The organism is Pseudomonas sp. ICMP 460 (assembly GCF_002723595.1).
Lineage (GTDB): Bacteria > Pseudomonadota > Gammaproteobacteria > Pseudomonadales > Pseudomonadaceae > Aquipseudomonas > Aquipseudomonas kitaguniensis.
The window spans coordinates 32,392-50,963 of record NZ_LKBR01000020.1 but is presented as its reverse complement, the minus strand read 5'-3'; the positions used below and the strand labels follow the sequence as shown (position 1 = coordinate 50,963).

Here is an 18,572-nt window from a genome sequence, read left to right as displayed (position 1 = left end):
CAGCATGCAATCAAAATGTGGGAGCGGGCTTGCTCGCGATGCAGGCACCTCGGACCATCAGTTACACCGCGTCGATGCCATCGGGAGCAAGCCCCCTCCCACAGTTGGCGGCGCTGCGCGGTGAAGTGATCGGGCCCTGATCCAAGTGTGCGGGCTTGCTCGCGATGCAGGCGCCTCGGACCATCAGTTACACCGCGTTGATGCCATCGGGAGCAAGCCCCCTCCCACAGTTGGCAGCTCAAGCGCCTTCCCACATTAAAAAAGGCGGCTACCTGGTCAGGGGAGCCGCCTTTTGTTTACTGCCGATGCAGCTTAATCCGGCAGTTTGAACGCCATCACGTAGTCACCTTGCTTGGTGCCCAGCGAGCCGTGACCGCCGGCCATGACCAGCACGTATTGCTTGCCGTCCTTGCCGGTGTAGGTCATCGGTGTGGTTTGCGCGCCTGCAGGCAGGCGGCCTTCCCACAGTTGCTTGCCGTTTTTCACGTCATAAGCACGCAGGTACTGGTCGAGGGTGCCGCTTAAGAACGCCACGCCACCCGCAGTGGTGAACGTACCGCCCAGGCTAGGCACGCCCATGGTCAGGGGCACTGGAACCGGCGAGCTGTCGCGCACGGTGCCGTTTTTGTGCATCCAGATGGTTTGATGGTTGGTCAGGTCGACCGCTGCCACATAACCCCACGCCGGTGCCTGGCACGGCAGGCCCAGCGGCGACAGCAGCGCTTCGAGGATCACGCCGTATGGCGCGCCTTTGTTCGGCTGTACGCCTTCGGTTTCGCTGACACGCGGGCCTTGCTTGGCAATCTCGGCAGCCGGGATCAACTTCGATTTGAACGCCATGTAGCTCGGGTTCACGAAGGCGATCTGGCGCACCGGGTCGACGGAGATACCGCCCCAGTCGAACACACCGAAGTTACCTGGGTAGACGATCGAACCCTGCAGCGATGGCGGCGTGAACGGGCCGTCGTAGCGCATGGATTTGAAGTCGATCCGGCACAGCATCTGGTCGAACGGCGTGACGCCCCACATGTCGCGTTCTTTCAACGGCGGCGGCATGAAGTTCAGGTCGGACTTGGGTTGCGTTGGCGAGGTGCGATCACCGGCCACTGCACCTTGCGGTACAGGGATTTCATTGATCGGCACCACCGGCTGACCGGTGCTGCGGTCGAGCACGTAAATGCTGCCTTGCTTGGTCGACGCCATCACCGCTTGCTTCACGCCGTCAGCGGTTTTGATGTCGATCAGCGACGGCTGGCCGCCGACGTCCATGTCCCACAGGTCATGGTGAGTGAACTGGAAGGTCCATTTCACATGGCCGGTATCAATGTCCAGCGCAGTCAGGCCGGCGCTGTATTTTTCCGAGTCTTCGGTACGGTCGCCGCCGTATTGGTCGGGCATCTGGTTGCCCATCGGCAGGTACAGCATGCCGAGTTTTTCATCAACGCTGAACATGGACCACATGTTCGGCGAGTTGCGCGTGTAGGTTTTGCCCTCGGCCAACGGGGTAGTGTCGTCCGGGTTGCCGCTGTCCCAGTTCCACACCAGCTTGCCGGTGTGCACGTCGAACGCGCGGATCACGCCGCTAGGCTCGTCGGTGGAGACGTTATCGGTCACGTGACCGCCGATCACCACCAGGTTTTTGGTCACCGCAGGTGGCGACGTGGAGTAGTAACCGCCGGGGGCGAAGCTGCCGATGTTGGCACGCAGGTCGACCTGGCCTTTGTCACCGAAGTCTTCGCACATCTTGCCGGTGTCGGCGTTCAGCGCGATCAAACGGGTGTCGGCGGTCGGCACGAAGATGCGTTTCGGGCAGGCATTCGGTGCAACAGCCGGGCTGGCGCTGCCGGTAGGGCTCTGCTCGGAAGCGTAGGCGGCGTCATCGTGATACGACACGCCACGGCAGGTCATGTGGGCCCAACCCTTGAAGTTCTGCGCACCCTGGGTGGTGATCTTCGGGTCGAAACGCCAGATTTCCTTGCCGGTGTCCGGGTCGAGTGCAATCACCTGGCTGTGCGGCGTGCACACGTAGAGCATGCCGTTGACTTTCAGCGGGGTGTTTTCTGCGGTGGTTTCACCAGGGTCGCCGGCACCAGGGATGTCGCCGGTACGGAAGGTCCAGGCCGGCACCAGTTTGTGCGCGTTGGCCGGGGTGATCTGCGCCAGTGGCGAGTAGCGATCACCGAAGGCCGAGCGGCCATACGAGTTCCAATCGCCATCGGCCTGAGTCGGCGCGGCGCTGGCCATGCCCGGCACGGCGTCGCGGTCGAGTTGGCCGGTTTTGACCATCTCACCGGGGTTGGTGAACTGGCTGGCAAGCGCGGTAGCACCCGCCAGCACCACGGCCACGCTCAGCGCGCCAGTGCCCAGCGGCGCCGGTTGGCCACGTAGCAACGGACGGCGAAACCACGGCAGCAGCAAGACGATGCCCAAGGCGAACAGCAGGGCCAGGCGAGGCACCAACTGCCACCAATCCAGGCCGACTTCCCACAATGCCCACACGGTACTGGCGAACAGCACCAGTGCGTACAGGCCCAGCGCTGCGCGGCGGTTGGCCAGCAGCAGGACGCCGGTGAGGGCGATGCCGATACCGGCCAGCAGGTAGTACAGCGATCCGCCGAGCATGCTCAGCTTGACGCCGCCGGCCAGCAAGGCAAGGCCCATGATCAGCAGCAAGACGCCTAGCAACCTGGGCAGCAGGCGGCTTGAGCTCGAAGCACCATCAGTGCTCATAGTGTGTTTCTCCGTCACGTTGGAATTATGTAACCGCGTGCTTCACTGTAGATGACGATTCGGCGCGGGCTTGGTTCAGCGTTATCTAGGGTTTTTATGGGGATAACCGGGTTATCCACAGGCGGGCGATTTATCCCTGCGCGCAGGTCGGTGTAAGACAGCGCTGTCCAGGCGTACAAGGGAGTTCGTCAAGATGGGTCGACCGCAGGGTGAAGCGTTTCAAGTTATTGCCGCAAGGATAAAGTGCTGACGCGCGGAGAGAAAGGGCAAATCGCAAGATGCATCATTTCAGATTTGGTAACAGTGACAGAATGTCGCTGCTGAAAGGGGCGTGAGAAGGGCGTTTTTGGGTAGTGGCTTTGTGCTGGCAGTGCGGCTCTTGTGGCGAGCGGGCTTGTGTGGCGAGCGGGCTTGCTCGCGTTGGGCTGCGAAGCGGCCCCAAAACTTGGGGCCGCACCTCATCTGGTAAATGGTGGTGAGGCTTCTGGGGGCGCTTCGCACCCCAACGCGAGCAAGCCCGCTCGCCACAAGTGCCCGCTCGCCACAACGGGCGCAAGCCCCTAGAACGTAGTGCGCACACCAAACTGCACGCTGCGCCCCGGTGCGGGGGCGATGTCGCGCAGGATCGAGCTGGCATAACGCACGGTCTGGTTGGTCAGGTTTTCGCCGTTCACAAACGCCAGCCATTGGCTGCCACCGAGGTTGAAGTGGTAGCCCGCGCTCGCGCCAAGGGTGGTGTAGCCGTCGGTGCCACTTTCGTTGTCCGGCACACGGCCCTGGCCAGCGGCATGCTCGACGTCGATGCGCGCCTGCCAGCGGTCGAGTTCCCACAGCAAGCCGCTGTTCAAGCGCAGCGGTGCAATGCGCGGCAAGGCTTCGCCGGTGTCCAGGTTGGTGGCGCGGGTGTAGTCGCCCGACAGTTCCAGCGCGAACTTGCCGTAGGCGCCCTCACCGAGTTTCCAGTGATCCTGCGCTTCGAAGCCGGCGAACCGCGCACGCACGCCGGAATAGGTGTACTCAGGGATACCGCTCGCGTCCTCTTCACCTTCATCGTTCAAGGTGCGCCCCGTGCCCAACAAGCCGATGTAGTTGGAGAAGCGGCTGTAGAACACGCCAAAACTGCCCTTGTGGGTGCCATTGTCGAAACGCAGCGCAAGGTCGCTGGACACGGCTTTTTCTTTCTTCAGGTTGGCATCGCCCAGCTCGTAAGTGCCGGTGGCGACGTGCGCACCGTTGGCGTACAGCTCGTAAAACGTCGGCGCGCGCTCGGTGTAGCCCAAGGTCGCGGCCAGCGACCAAACCGGCGTGAGCGTGTACACCGCGCCGGACGACAGGCTGCCGGCGGTGAAATCGTTGGTTTTATCGGCCGCCGCGAAGCGCGCGTTGCCCTTGGCGTCCGGGTCGACGCTGGTGTGTTCCAGGCGCCCGCCGAGGCTGAGTTTCAGGCGCTCGGTGGCCTGCATCTCTTCGAGAATAAACAGCGCGCCGGCATTGGTGTCGGTCTGCGGCACGAAGGCTTCTTCGCCAAGCGCCGAGAACTCGTTGCGCGTCACTTGTGCGCCGACCACGCCGTCGAGCGGGCCAATCGGCTGGTGGCGGGCTTCTACCCGTGCTTCATAACCCTTGTTTTTGAAGATCGTCCCGGTTTCGCCGCCTTCGATCTCGCGGTGTTCGTAATCGGTGTAACCCGCGTCGAGTTTTACCGAGGTAAACGGGCCTTGCAGGTTGCGGATCTCGGACGCAAACGCGTAGTGATCCTGCTGCATGCGAATACGCACATCCTGCTCGGCGGGCGAGCCGTAGTTGCTGTCGTAGTTGCTGTAGGACAGCCCGGCGTAACCGTCATCCCACGTATACGAAGCGCCCACCGCGCCGCCGTCCTGGCGGCCGTCGCTGTTGCCCAAGCGGCCGTTTTTGCCGGGTGCGTCGTCGGTCTCTGGTGCATGGCGGCTGCGTGCCTGGCCGGGGATTTTAAGGTCATTAAACTCCCGCGCATTCGCGTCCAGGTGCAAGGCGAACGTGCCGTTGCCAGCCTCCAGCTTGCCCGCGCTGCTGCGGGTTGTGTCGGCGCCGCCGTAGCGCAATTCACCGGCCCCATGGATGCCTTCGATGGCTTCGGTGGGGATGCGGTTATCGAAAGTGTTGACCACGCCGCCGATGGCGCTGCCGCCGTACAACAGGGCGGCCGGGCCGCGCACGATTTCAATTTTCTCGACATTCACCGGGTCCAGTGGCACCGCGTGGTCGTAGGACAGCGATGATGCATCCAGCGCGCCCACGCCGTTACGCAGGATGCGAATGCGGTCGCCATCCTGCCCGCGAATAATCGGCCGGCTGGCGCCTGGGCCGAAGTACGAAGACGACACACCCGGCTGCTTGTTCAGGGTTTCGCCCAGGCTGCCTTTTTGTTGCAGGGTCAGTTCATCGCCGTCCAGCACGGTGGTCGGCGAGGCGAGTTGTTCGCTGCCCAACGGGTTGGCGGTGATGACTTGGGGTTGCAGCTCAAGGGCATGCGCTTCGGAGCAGATCAGCAAGGCGGCGGCGAGAGGGGTCAGACGCCACAGAGAAGAGAGATACATCGGGACATTCCTTGGCAAAACGGCACAAAAAAGAGAAGGCTGAAACGCGATTGAATCGGTTACTTTTGAAAAGTATCGTTACAATATAACATCTCTTTTTTGACTGAAAAGAGGAACTTTTTCCCAAGGGCTATATTCAATGCAGTGCTTCCACCTGTGCGCCCCGTCGGCTAAGGTGCGCGGCTGTATTTCCTCTTATTGCAAAAGGCCCGGCATGACCGCGACAAGCAACGACCCGCTGCACGGTGTGACCCTGCAGCACGTGCTCACCACCCTGGTTGAGCACTACGAATGGGCAGGTCTGGCCGAGCGCATTGATGTGCGCTGTTTTAAAAGCGACCCGAGCATCAAGTCGAGCCTGACTTTCCTGCGCAAAACCCCGTGGGCGCGCGAAAAAGTCGAAGGGTTGTACGTGAAGCTGATGCGTACCAAGCGTCCGTTGGACTGAACCCGTGAAGCGCTTTGTCGCGGTTGCGGCGTTGGCTGGTTGGGTGGGATTGGCGATTCAGCAATACCTGATTTTTTATTCACGCTGGCAAACGGACGCCAGCCTGCTCGGCGGGTTGATCAACTTTTTCAGCTTTTTCACCGTGCTCACCAACACCCTGGTAGTGGTGGTGTTGAGCTATGCGCTGGTGAATCGGGATTCAAGCGCCAAGCGGTTTTTTTTGGCGCCCCCGGTCAGTAGCGCAATTGCCGCCAGCATCATCGTGGTGAGCCTGGCCTACAACCTGCTGCTGCGGCATTTATGGAGCCCTACAGGCTTTCAGTTTATCGCCGACGAATTGCTGCACGACGTGATGCCGGTGCTGTTTGCCGTGTACTGGTGGCGGTATGTGCCCAAGGGTTTTTTGCGCCTCAAACACATTGCCGCCTGGGTGGTTTACCCAGTGGTGTACTTCGCCTATGTGCTGCTGCGCGGGCATTTGCTGGGGCAATATCAGTACCCGTTTATTAACGTCGACTCCCTCGGCTACCCACAAGTGTTTGTGAACGCCGCGGGTATTCTGGCGGGGTTCGTACTGATTGCATGTGTGGTGCTGGCGCTGGATCGACGCCTCAAACACGCGGCGTAACCTCTGGGCGCAACCCCTGTAGCGAGCGCTACAGGGGTTGCAAGGCCGGTTGGGTCACTCCGTGTCAAGCGCGCTCAAAGACTCGTGGGTTTTTTCTCGCAGCCACTGTTTGCGCTGGTTCCCCAGGTCATTCAGCACCTGGCTGTACAACGCGTCGCTCAGTGGCTGGCCCATGGTTACTTGCTCCGGTAGCAGGTTCAACTGGCGGGCGAGGACCGTGAGTGACTCGCGTTTTTTCGCCTGCTCCGCCTCGTCGAGGTCTGCGGATTCAGTGTAGTGCTGCATTTCGTCGTGCAGTTGATCAAGGCGTTCGAACTGCAGGTTGATTTCGCTCTGGTTGTAGTTGTATTCAGCGGCGTACTGTTTCACCAGAAATTCTTCCCAATAGGGTTCGAGCAGCATCTGGTCTACCAGCCCATCACCTTCGCTCAACGCCATCACGGCGGCATACGCCTGGTTGATAGCGCTTTCTTGCACATTGGCCGTCTGGCGGTAAAGCATCTGCTCACTGATCCAGGGCAGGTCGAGCCGTCGTGCCAGGCGCGTCTGGTAAGCCAGGTAAACCTCAACTTCATCGACGGTGCCAGGCTGGCCGTCGACCACCTGCGAGGTAAAACGCAGGCCCAGCCCACCGTTTTCAATGGGTTTGAGTCGGTAAGCGATGTCGGCGCGCGCAACGTTGTTCAGCAGTTTGAGGCGCGCGGCGCCCCTGGCCAGTTTGCGCAGGTTAACTTCTTGCTCGGCCGGGGTTTTGCTGAAGCGTTTGGCGCGGGTTGCCTCTACTTCGATGCCCATTTCGTTGAAAATCTGCCTGCCCGCATCCGGGCACAGGCCGGGAAAGTTGGACATCTTGAACAGTTTCTCGCGAAGTTCGGTGTCTCTCAGCGCGGTCGACAGCATCTTTGCGACCTGTGAACGCAGGTGGGGAATATTGCGTTCATAAACGGCCTCATCGTCAGAGTCTTGAAAGAATTCCGGCGGTTCCAGCGCCTTGATTACCTCGAAAAAACCCTGCGAGCCAGGCTCGCTTTCCAGGTCGTCCCATTCGGTTTGATAGACCGCGGCGGCTTCTGCGCCCAAGCCCTCCAGCCAGAACTCGCTGTCTCCCAACGCCTCGTAGGTGCGTTGGGGGTCGAGGCCGACAGATTCACGATAGGATTCGAAGAGGTCTTGGTAGTCGACGCTCAGGCGGGTGCGGTCCAGGCGTGTCAGCGCGATCACCAGCGCTTCTTCAGAGCCCACTGCGGCGCTGGGGAGCGTGGTGATTGGGTTGCCGTGCAGCTCCAGAATGAAGGATTCGCTGCGTGGCTGGGCGAACAGGCCGATGGGCCATTCCTCGATTTTGGTGTTGCCCAACTGCAGTACGTTCAGGTCGGGCATCAGGCTGATGTCCGGCGCGGCGCCCAGCGGGTTGTCGGCAAGGTTGAGCCGGCGCAGGCGCGACATCTTGCGCAACTGACTGACCGCTTGCGCATCCAGCACGATGCGGTTGGTGCCCAGGTTCAACTCCTCCAGTAAACGCATCTGTGCGACAGGCGCCGGCAGTGTTTCCAGCAGGTTCCCTTGCAGGTTCAGCGTTTGCAGGTTGGGAAAGTGTTCGAGGAAGCTTGCTCTGTCCGAAGAGAACTCACACTCGCCCATGTACAAATGGGTCACGTGCTTTAACGCCGGCAGTGTGGGAAGCGAGTCCGGTTTTGGCAGCTCGGACAGGTCCAGCACCACCTCCCTGCCCGAGGCGCCTTGAGGCTCAACCTCGCGTGCATAACCTTCGCGCCAGGCTTCCAGCAGTTTGTCGCCATAACTTTTTCTGTTTCTTTTTGTGAGTAACTCGCTGCGACTGCCTGAAGGCCATTGTGTGCCCGCCTGTATGTAAGCTCGCAGCGCTTCGATAACCTCTTTGCTTTCTGCTTCGATGGCCTCCAGCACCTTTCTCCCCTCACCAACGTTCGATGCGTTGGCGAAGTGTTTTACGCCCTTCTCGGACAGGTTGGGCAACACGGTTTTGATCCGTCGCAGCAAGCTTTCGAGGCCACTTTCAGGTGCCTGGGCGGCACTTAATCGGCTGGTGCCACCACCCTTGAGCAGGGTGAGGGTCTCGCGGCTGGCCTCTTTGGCAAACGGCGGGTCGGCCAGCACCTGGCGGCGTATCGCAGGCTCAAGGGTTTTTTCGAGCACCCAGCGCCTGAGGCTTTCACCGTCGGCAAACGGTGCGGGTGAGACCAGGCTGCGCTGAGTCGCCGTGTAAAAATCCGCTGGCCCGTGGAGTTTTTTGCCGCTGAGATCGAAGACCCGGTAGCGTCCTTTTTGGTCGCGTACCAGCACCCGCGCCACCGGCGCGTAAGACACTCCGGTCGCGCTGCGAATGGTCTCGAACACACTCCCTTCACGCACTTCCAGGCGCAGGCCTGCCATGGCATCGCTGTAAAACAGCAAGGTGTTGAGTATCAGGCTTTCGGCCTTTGGCGATAACGGTTGGCGTTGTTGCAACTGCTCGAACAGGCGCGTAGAGGCAACCTCAAAATTCAGCTCGTGCAGTTGGTTCTTGGTGTCCAGCGCCAAGCGATGCTCCTCCTGCATCACCTTAAGCTGACGCCTGCGGGTATGGCGCAGCAGTTGCCGGGCAATACTCAGCGGCAACTCGGGGTACTGCGTGCGCAGCAACTGCACATCGGGGTCGGTTGATACCTCCATTGGCCAGTAAATATTCTGGATCACCGATTCAGTGTTGCGTTCAACGTAGCTGGCCAGTTGTTCGCGCAGCGCCTGCAACTGCTGTTCGGGAGGCAGCGTTTCGCCCAGCAACGTGTCTGTTTGCGCTTGATCGAGAAAGGCCAGGACCTTTTCCGGGAGCTTGCCGGCCATTACCTCAGCGGTGCTGAGCGTCAACACGTTGCTTCCCTGAGCTGCCGGGTCGCCGTACTGATGAGCCATGCCGATGTAGTCGGAACGCTGATAGACATGCAGGGCTTTGTTCTTCGGCCAGCCCTTGAGTTCGCTGACCATTTGTTCGAACCAATAGGCTGAAGGGTCGAGCGGCTCGCCGCTGCGCAGGTTAGCCACAGTGGCGGTGAAACGTTTGGCACTGGTGAAGCGTTTCAAGGTGTCGGTCAACAGCGGCGGGGTCGGTTCGTTATTGACGTACATGTGGCGCACGGCAGCGTGATCGACCCCGCTGATGGCGCGTACCTGTTCCAGCTCGCCGTCACTCAAGCCCTGGGTCTGTGGCCCCAGGCGCCTTAGCAACTGGGCATCGCTCCAGCCGCGTGGCGCTTCGTTTTCCAGTACACAGGTGCCGCTGCCGTTGAGCCTGGCCAGTGGGCGGTAGGCGTCCGGGCGCACCGGGTGGACGAGGTGATGGTCATCGGTGATCGGGTCTTGCCGCACCTGATAATGCTGATCATCGACCCGCACGATCTGTTTGCCCTTATAGGCGTGGCGGCCTGCTTCGTCAGGGATGATGTCAGCCGGCAAGCTCAAGTTCTTGTGCTGATAAGGCGTGGTGTCCGGGTTCCACAGGCGGCTTTCGCCATTGGCCAGCAGCACCGGTTTCAGGCCGTCTACAAACGGCGAAAGTTTTACCCGTGCAACCTCCAGAATTTTCCCGGCGCGCTCGAATATCAAGCCCTGCACAACGTTCTGCACCGCCGACAACAGGTGTTCGGTGGCCTCGATACGTTGGCCTTGTGCCCAATCGAAAAGGCCTTCGAAGACGTCGTCGGCCAGCTGATAGGCGGTGTAGGCGAGCATCAGTTCGCCCAAAAACGGGATGAACGGGGTGACCACCAACAGCGCCAGATTGAAAATATCCGAGGCGATTTTTTCCAGGTTGTCCCACCAGGCCTCGCGCGCCATGCGGTCGGCGTACGCGGTGGAGACAGCGACTTCATTGGCATCATTGATGACCTTGTTCAATTTGACGCTGTACACGTATTGCCAGATGTCGTCACACCTCTCGGTGCACGCGCGGTTTTGCGTATCGTCTTGCACGGCTTGCAGTTGCCATTGCAGGTTGGGGCGGCCAATCGCTTCTTCTGTCCACACCGGGCCTTCCACGGCGGGTTTGGGGTCGCGCTGCCATTCATACAAGCGTTGCTTGAGCACGGCGAAGAAGCTGCCGCGTTGTTGATGGGCAATGAACTGGCTGATGAACTGTGGGTAGCCCATGGGGAACGTGTCGGCCAGCGCCGGCTGGCCGCGCAGGCGTTGCGCGAACTCGTTGCCGAAGGCCGAAAAGGTGCGGTACTCCTTGAGTGGATGGTGCGGGTCTTCGGGGATGTACACGATGACGCGTTCGATGCCGAACGGGGTCAAATCGCGCGGGCCGATCACCAGCACCCCGGTGAGCCTGGTCGCCAGCAGGTCGAGGGTATGAAACTGCACGTCGCGGCCGTCCAACTGCAACCGTGACTCGCCGCGCAACAGCGCCTGCACCAGTGCGTAGGCGTCCGGCGCAATGTGTTTATTCGCCAACGCCAAGTGAGCGGCGCTGTTGAGGGCAGCTTTATGCTGGGTCATCAACTGGCCGCGCAGCGCCTCGGACTCCGCAGCCTTGCCCAAATCCAGTGTGGTGCGAATGTGCTGTTGGTAGCGGGCGCCAATGTCCAGGGCTCTACAAAGGTGCTTGAAGCCAGTGGCGGTGAGTGCCTGCCGGGTTGCCTTGTGGGTGAGCGTCAATAGCGCTTGCTGCCCACGCTCGTCGGCAGTGGACAGAAACGCGAAGTCTTCGAATGTTTCTGACGCCGCGAAGTTGTGCAGGGCGGCGTTGAGCAGGGAGAGGGTACGGCTTTTCAGCGCGGGTTTTATCGCGCCGGTGGACGTGTAGAGGCGGATAAAGGTCTGCTTTACATCGATGTCGCCATACGCCATCAGTGCGTTTTTCAGCAGTGGCTCGGCGAACGCGCCGATGTCGTTCAAGTGCGCGAGTTTTTGATCGATCGTGTTTTGCGCGGCCCAGTGCGCGCCGATCGCTTGCGCCAGGGCTGCGCGCTGCGTTGGGTTGCCGGTGTGCTCATCGCCAGTTGGCGGCTGGCGCTGGGACGAGGTCAGTGCAGTGATGCGCGGCAGGGTGGTTTCGCTTAACCAGGTGGGTATTTTTTGTTTGATGAAGGGGTAGTGAATGCCGACATTGTCGGCGACCGGAATGGTGGAGGGTAACGCACGCGTGGACATGCTCGGTGGACCTTACAAGTGAAATTCGAGCCTTTGATTATGTGCATGAGCGGTGCGATTAAAAGCGCGAAATTCGGGTGTATGGGCGGGTAAAAGTTGGGGTTCAAGCGGGTTTTTCGGGACTGAAAAATAGCCGGTTACAGCACTGGCAGGTGGGTTGCGTGCGGCCATCGTGGTTTAACGGGGCGCTTCTCAGATCAAGAGCAGATCAAAAGCAAAAGCACGGCGGCCTGAAAGCCGACCTGAGTGGTTGAAGCAGATCAGAAGCAGATCAAGTGCGGGTTTTGCATACACAGCAGATCCGCTTTTTTTGCTTTTTGTGGGAGGGGGCTTGCTCCCGATAGCAGTTTTACAGTTGATACATGAATTGACTGACCCACCGCTATCGGGAGCAAGCCCCCTCCCACAGTTTGAATGCATTTTGCTTGGGGGATTGGGTCGGCTTTCGGGCCGCCTGCTTGGATGATCGTTCCCACGCTCTGCGTGGTAATGCCGCTGCGTAGGCTCTGCGTCCGGCTTTTTCAGCCATGGAATCTCCCACATTGGACCGCATTCAGCGTGGGCGATTGGGTCTTTCCAAACGTGACTCGCTGTAAAAGCAAAACCGATATAAGCCATCACCCAAATAATGCAGTTGCGCCCAACTAAAGGCCGCAGGTTATCGGTATCCCCCCAGCGTAGATTTGCGCTCGGCTTACTCCTCTTCGCTGCCCTGTGCGCGCCAGTAACCCACGGCCTTGAGAAACGCTTCATTAACCTGATGCGTGTCCAGCAACACGCGCCGCACCTGGCGCGACAGCTTGGTCTCGGTGGCCACAAAGGTATACAGCGAACCATCCGGCGGCGTCAGTTGGCGTACAGTCTCGACCAGGTCGTCCTGCCCGCGTATCACCCAAATCACCTGCACATCCGCTGCACTCTGCAGCACCTGCTGTTCCGCTGCATTCGCAATTTCAATCACCGCCAGCACCTTGCGGCCCGTGGGTAATTCTTCCAGGCGGCGGGCGATGGCGGGCAGGGCGGTTTCATCGCCGATCAGCCAGTAGCTGTCGAAAATATCCGGCACGATCATCGAACCGCGCGGCCCGCCGATGTGCAGGTGCTGGCCGACTTGCGCCTGCTCGGCCCAGGTGGAGGCAGGGCCATCGCCGTGCAACACAAAGTCGATGTCCAGCTCACCGAGGCTCAGGTCGAAGCGCCGTGGCGTGTAGTCACGCATCGCCGGTTGCGGGCCGTCGCCCTTGATGCTGAAAGTCGGGCTTTCCAGCGCAGCCTGTTCGGCGGCGTTCTGCGCGAACAGCAGCTTGATGTGGTCGTCGCTGCCCAGGCTGACAAACCCCGCCAGCTCAGGCCCGCCCAGGGTGATGCGGCGCATGCGCGGGGTGAGGTCGACTACGCGCAGCACCTGCAGGCGGCGACGTTTGATTTCGTGGGTAACGCGGTGGATAGCCTGCGTATTCATTGGTCTTTCCCGTCGGCAATGGCTTGAGCGGTGCCGTTGAGCAGCGCCGCGACACGTACGATTTCTTCCGGGCTCCAGCGCCCGTGGTGCGAATGCAAGGCATGGCGCACGTTGTGCACCGCCTCATGAATCTCTGGCGGGCGGTCCTGGCCGCGCAGCGAGCGCTTGCTGACATCGATGCGCATGCGCACGCCGTTCAGGGCAACCACTTGTTCGCTTAAGAACAGACGACCGGCATCGGTGATTGTGTAGCGTTTTTTTCCGCCGTCGGCGTCGCCCTGGATCAAATCGCTCTCTTCCAGGAAGGTCAGCGTGGGGTAGATCACGCCGGGGCTGGGGCTGTAGGCGCCGTCGAACAGGCTTTCGATGCGGCGAATCAGGTCATAGCCGTGGCATGCCTGTTCGGCGATCAAGGCTGGCAGCAGCAGTTTCAAATCGCCGGGTGCAAATACCCGGGGGCCGCGACCGCGGCCGGCGCGCGGGTCAAAACCGTCGCGTTGGTGAGGGTGGTCTCGCATGGTGGGAGCCTCTGTGTGTGCTAGATATAACGTAAGATATATCTTAAGGCTTACGCAAGCGCTCCTGACGGACGGTCGCGCGCCGCGGCGGCCCTGTTTAAATCGTTAGTTGATTCAACCCAATAAACACTGTTACTTATGAGCGCCGGTAGTCCTCTTCTTACAGACGCGGTGAGTGTTGAATTATTCGCATTAAACCGAATGTAGTCTATCTCTTACAGCCAGTTTTAAAGTTTTGGCAAAGTGCCATAATTTTCCTATGTGTCTTGGTGTGACAAGGCTACGCAATTAAGCGAAACAGACGGCTTACTTCTTCAACAATGAACTAGACACTTGCCTGGCGTTGAACGGGTTGCTGATGTGCAATACAAATAGTTGGAAAAATAACTTCAGCGACACCCCGCTCATCGCTTGCTTGATAAATCCTGCGCACTACGGCTGCAGGGTTTTTATGACATTTATCAATGTGCGAGTACTAGCGAATGAAAACTAAAATGAACGTTGCGCTGTTGTCTGTCGGGCTGTTGATCGGTTCGGTTTCTGTCGCGAATGCGGCGGATGGGACAGTTACGTTTAAGGGCTCGGTGCACTCGGGTGCTTGCTCTATCAAGCCTGACTCTGTCGATCAGACCATTCAACTGGGCGCCATCGCAAAACATCAACTGCAAAACGGTGGCCAGTCTGAAGCCCGGCGTGTGCTGATAGAACTTGAAGGCTGCGATTTGACCGGCCTCGCTGACAACACCGTGACCACCACCTTCACCGGTGCGCCGTCCAGCGTTGTGACGGGCGCCATCGGCACCGTCGGCAGCGCGGGCAATGTGGGCATCATGATGACGCATGGCAGCAAACTGATTGAGCTGGGTGTCGCAACGACCCCGCAGGCCATCGCCGTCGGTGATAACACGCTGGAGTTCGGTGCTTACGTGAAAGGCGCGCCCGTTGCCACGGGTGATGTCACGCCGGGTGATTTCAGCGCGGTCACCAATTTCACCTTGGCGTATCAGTGAGTTTTCCCCCCGCCGCCTCAGTGCGGCGGGGGGGAAGCTGGCGGGAGATACAGGTGAAAACAATCATAAGTCTGGCTGTCGCCTCTTCATTGACGCTGCTCATCAACCCTTGGGTTTTCGCGCAAGCGCCGGCCCAGGGCGAAGGCACCGTCACGCTGGGAGGGGAGGTTATTGACTCCGCCTGCGGGCTGGAAGCGGCCACGGTCGATCAAACCATTGAGATGCCCCCCGAACCCATCGGCCGGCTTTTGCGGCATGCGCGCGGAATCACGCAGCCGTTCCAGTTGCGTCTGGTCAATTGCACTTTAACGCGCCCCGACCCGTCGCGCCCCGATGTGAACCTGCCGGACTGGCAGCATCTACGCGTGACGTTTGACGGCCCCAGCGATAGAGGCGGGCGCTCCTTTGCGCTGTTTGGCGGCTCGCAGGGGGTTGCCCTGCACATCGTCGATTCGGCGGGTGAGGAGAGCGTTCCGGGTGAGCCAATGGCGCTGCGCCCGTTGGCCGAGGGCGACATGACACTGCACTACACGCTTCGTTTGGTCGGCAACGGCCTGCCGATGATGGTTGGGCCGCACAGTGCCGCAGTGCGGTTCAAGTTGGAATACTTTTGAACAGTGATGGGTTGCGTTCATGTTGAATACGTCGATGGTCAAAAATACAGTCCGCCCCAGCCTGTTTGGCGGGTTGATGTCACTGGCAGGAACTGCACTGGGTGCCGGGGATATCGAGTTTAATACTGACGTTCTTGATCTGAGTGATCGCAGCAATATTGATTTGTCTCAGTTTGCGCGCAGCGGTTTTATTCTGCCGGGCACCTATTCGATGGTGGTGCAGATCAATAACCAGCCGATGTCTGAGCAGTCGGTGGGGTTTTACCCGCCCGATGATGACCCCAAAGGCAGTCAGGCGTGTGTATCGCCCGAACTGGTGGAACAGTTGGGCGTCAAGGACTCCGCGGTGGCCGAACTTACGTGGTGGAAAGCCGGGCAGTGCCTGGACCTGCACAGTTTGCCGGGCATGGAAGTCAGTGGCGACCTGGCCACTGCCACGCTGAACATCAGCCTGCCACACGCCTACCTTGAATACAGCGCCATTAACTGGGACCCGCCGTCGCGTTGGGACGAAGGGGTGCCGGGGCTGCTGATTGACTACAACCTGACGGCGCTGTCGAGCTACCGAAAAAACGACGGCACGCGAAATAACCTCAGTGGTAACGGCACACTCGGCGCGAATGCTGGCGCGTGGCGCCTGCGCGGCGATTGGCAGGGGCGTGCCGAAAAAGGCCGCAACGGTGGCGGTGCCCGCCAGCAAAAACTGGAGTGGAGTCGCTACTACGCCTACCGCGCCATTCCTGCGCTGAAGGCGCGTTTGGTGGTTGGCGAGGACTACCTGTATTCGGACCTGTTCGACAGCTTCCGTTTTACCGGTGCCGCGCTCAATTCGGATCAAAGCCAACTGCCGCCCAACCTGCGCGGTTACGCCCCGGAAGTTGTCGGGGTGGCCAAGACCAATGCGCGGGTGGTTATCAGCCAACAGGGCCGTGTGCTCTATGAAACGCTGGTTGCAGCAGGCCCGTTTCGGATTCAAGACCTTAATGACGCCGTCACCGGCACCCTTGATGTACGGGTCGAAGAACAGGACGGTTCGGTTCACAGCTTCAAGATGGACACAGCCGGCGTTCCCTACCTGACGCGTCCAGGGCAGGTGCGTTACAAGCTGGCGACGGGGCAACCGTCCAATCTTCAATACGGCGCTGACGGCGACGTGTTCGGCAGCGGCGAATTCTCCTGGGGCGTGAGCAATGGCTGGTCGTTGTTTGGCGGCGGTATCGCCGATAACAACTATCGCGCGCTCGCCGTTGGCGCCGGCCGTGACTTGCTCGCGTTCGGGGCCGTGTCGGTGGACGTTACCCAGTCGCACGCCAGCGTGTGGAACGAGACCCTCTCGGGTAAATCGTACCGGCTTCAATACTCAAAAAACTTTGAACAGTACGACAGCCAGGTGACCTTCGCCGGTTACCGGTTTTCCGACAAAAACTTCTTGAGTATGGGTGAGTACCTGGACGCGCGTCATTACGGGTTGAACGGCGAACTTGGCGGGCGCGGGCGCTACAACGAAAACGGTGAATACAGCGAAGACTGGCGGCCGATTGGCGGCAGCAAGGCGCTGTACACGGTCACGGTCAACAAGCAGTTTCGTGACCTGGGGGCGACCGTCTACGCAAGCTACAACAAACAAACGTATTGGGACCGGCCAGACACGCAACGCCTGAACCTGGCGCTGTCGCGCTACTTCAAAGTGGGCACCGTGAAAAACCTGAGCCTGTCGCTGAACCTGTACCGCGCCCAGGAATATAACTACAAGGACAACGGCATGGCGCTGACGGTCAGCCTGCCGCTGGGGCGCACCGGCACATTGTCGGTGGATGCGAACAGAGCCGCCGGCAAAAATGGGTTTTCAACGCGCTACAGTGATCGCCTGGATGAACGCAACAGCTACCAGCTGAGTGCCGGCAGTAACGCCGCCAGTGGTTACCTGAGCCATATCGGTGACCGGGCCGATTTCAACCTCAGCGCCGGCACACAACAAGGCGGTAGCCGAAGCCTTGGTGCGTCTGTTCGCGGCGGTGGCACGCTCACGCCCTACGGCGCCGCACTGCACCGTACCAACGGCATCGGCGGCACCCGCTTGATGGTCGATACCACGGGCGTGCCCGATGTACCGGTGCGCGGTTACGGCACACCGACGCGCAGCAATGTCTTCGGCAAGGCGGTTATCTCCGACATCAGCAGCTATCAGCGTACGGCGGCCAGTGTCGACCTGGAGAATTTGCCGAGCAATGTCGAAGCCACGCAATCGGTCACACAACTAACCCTCACCGAAGGGGCTATCGGCTACCGCTCGCTGGAAGTGATTGCCGGAGAGAAGGCCATGGCGGTTCTGCGCCTGCTCGATGGCAGCTCACCGCCCTTCGGCGCCACCGTGAAAAACCTGAAACAGCAGGCCACCGGGATCGTGAATGACGACGGCAATGTTTACCTCAGCGGTATTCAGGCTGGCGGGCAGATGGTCGTCAGTTGGGGCGGGGCCGAGCGCTGCAGCGTCACGCTGCCGAAGGTGTTGCCGGCGGATGGTTTGACCGACGCCCTGCAACTGAGCTGCCACAAGGTCGCCGCTGACCCACCCTTACCTGCGTCTGCAACGTTGACCGGCAGGCTTATCGAAACGGAGAACACAGCCTCATGAAGCTGAACACACGCCTCACACGCCACGCCTTTGCGCTGCTGGCTTTAGGCTTGAGCCAAAGTGCCAACGCCGCGATTGGCCTGGACCGTACCCGCGTGATTTTTGATGGCGGCAAAGACGCCACCAGCGTCAACATCACCAATAACAATACGCAGTTGCCGTATTTGGCGCAGGGCTGGATCGAGGATGAAGCGGGCACAAAAATCACCACGCCGCTGATCGTATTACCGCCGGTTCAACGCCTGGAGCCCGGCAAACAAAGCCAGGTGAAAGTGCAGGCGCTGCCTGCGGCCAAGCTGTTGCCGCAGGACCGGGAGACGGTCTACTACTTCAACCTGCGCGAGATTCCGCCGCGCAGCGACAAGTCCAACACCCTGCAAATTGCCCTGCAAACGCGGATCAAGTTGTTCTACCGACCGCAAGCCATTGCGCCCAGCCAGCAAGACCTGTCCAACCCGTGGCAAGAAAAACTCACCCTGACCCGCGAGGGCGACCACTACCGGGTGCACAACCCGACGCCTTACTACGTGACGCTGGTGGATGCGCGCAGCAGCAAGGGCGGCAAAACCGTGGCGGGCTTTGAGCCTCTGATGGTCGCGCCCAAAGGCTCGCACCTGCTGAGCCCGAGTGCCAAAGACCTCGGCACTACGCCGTATTTGTCTTACGTGAATGATTACGGCGGCCGCCCATTGCTGGCGTTCACCTGCAACGGCGCGACCTGCACAGTGAATGCGCAAGTGTCACCGCCAAATGAGTAGCGCCGGCTGCGGGAGAACAGC

General features: G+C 60.2%; 11 protein-coding genes. 6 read left to right on the top strand and 5 right to left on the bottom strand.

The features are described from left to right. Positions 1-312: 312 nt before the first annotated feature. Both AO240_RS15200 and AO240_RS15195 read right to left on the bottom strand, forming a co-directional pair. Positions 313-2,730, bottom strand: coding sequence for a glucose/quinate/shikimate family membrane-bound PQQ-dependent dehydrogenase (locus AO240_RS15200; protein ID WP_099237161.1), 2,418 nt, complete (start codon positions 2,728-2,730; stop codon positions 313-315). A gap of 560 nt (positions 2,731-3,290) precedes the next feature. Then, positions 3,291-5,309 carry a TonB-dependent receptor gene (locus tag AO240_RS15195; RefSeq protein WP_099237160.1) on the bottom strand — a complete coding sequence of 673 codons (2,019 nt, stop codon included), beginning with the start codon at positions 5,307-5,309 and terminating at the stop codon, positions 3,291-3,293. A 214-nt stretch (positions 5,310-5,523) separates the two neighbouring features. Between AO240_RS15195 and AO240_RS15190 the strand changes: the two genes are divergently transcribed. Together AO240_RS15190 and AO240_RS15185 are read left to right on the top strand one after the other, a co-directional pair. After that, positions 5,524-5,757 (top strand): VF530 family DNA-binding protein, encoded by a 234-nt coding sequence (locus AO240_RS15190; RefSeq protein ID WP_048720273.1) that lies wholly within the window; start codon positions 5,524-5,526, stop codon positions 5,755-5,757. 4 nt (positions 5,758-5,761) lie between these two features. Then, positions 5,762-6,385, top strand: a complete 624-nt coding sequence (locus tag AO240_RS15185; RefSeq protein WP_099237159.1) for a Pr6Pr family membrane protein — start codon at positions 5,762-5,764, stop codon at positions 6,383-6,385. A gap of 54 nt (positions 6,386-6,439) precedes the next feature. Here AO240_RS15185 and AO240_RS15180 read toward each other — a convergent pair whose 3' ends face one another. The 3 genes from AO240_RS15180 to AO240_RS15170 all read right to left on the bottom strand — a co-directional run bounded on the left by AO240_RS15180 (position 6,440) and on the right by AO240_RS15170 (position 13,534). Next, the gene (locus tag AO240_RS15180; protein WP_099237158.1) at positions 6,440-11,554 is read right to left on the bottom strand and encodes a dermonecrotic toxin domain-containing protein; all 5,115 of its coding nucleotides are present in this window, start codon (positions 11,552-11,554) and stop codon (positions 6,440-6,442) included. A 694-nt stretch (positions 11,555-12,248) separates the two neighbouring features. Continuing rightward, on the bottom strand, positions 12,249-13,016 hold the full coding sequence (locus AO240_RS15175; protein WP_099237157.1) for a siderophore-interacting protein: 768 nt from the start codon (positions 13,014-13,016) through the stop codon (positions 12,249-12,251). Continuing rightward, positions 13,013-13,534 carry a PadR family transcriptional regulator gene (locus tag AO240_RS15170; protein ID WP_099237156.1) on the bottom strand — a complete coding sequence of 174 codons (522 nt, stop codon included), beginning with the start codon at positions 13,532-13,534 and terminating at the stop codon, positions 13,013-13,015. Before AO240_RS15170 ends, AO240_RS15175 begins: the two co-directional genes overlap by 4 nt. Positions 13,535-14,028: 494 nt before the next feature. Between AO240_RS15170 and AO240_RS15165 the strand changes: the two genes are divergently transcribed. Genes AO240_RS15165 through AO240_RS15150 form a run of 4 tightly spaced genes read left to right on the top strand, consistent with a single transcriptional unit; the run spans position 14,029 to position 18,551 of the window. Continuing rightward, positions 14,029-14,544: a fimbrial protein gene (locus tag AO240_RS15165; protein ID WP_099237155.1), complete on the top strand. Its 516-nt coding sequence runs from the start codon at positions 14,029-14,031 to the stop codon at positions 14,542-14,544. 53 nt (positions 14,545-14,597) lie between these two features. Further along, the gene (locus AO240_RS15160) at positions 14,598-15,158 is read left to right on the top strand and encodes a fimbrial protein (RefSeq protein WP_099237154.1); all 561 of its coding nucleotides are present in this window, start codon (positions 14,598-14,600) and stop codon (positions 15,156-15,158) included. Between the two features lie 19 nt (positions 15,159-15,177). Next, positions 15,178-17,793 carry an outer membrane usher protein gene (locus tag AO240_RS15155; RefSeq protein WP_158231394.1) on the top strand — a complete coding sequence of 872 codons (2,616 nt, stop codon included), beginning with the start codon at positions 15,178-15,180 and terminating at the stop codon, positions 17,791-17,793. Next, positions 17,790-18,551, top strand: a complete 762-nt coding sequence (locus AO240_RS15150) for a fimbria/pilus periplasmic chaperone (RefSeq protein ID WP_099237153.1) — start codon at positions 17,790-17,792, stop codon at positions 18,549-18,551. Before AO240_RS15155 ends, AO240_RS15150 begins: the two co-directional genes overlap by 4 nt. Positions 18,552-18,572: the final 21 nt, after the last annotated feature.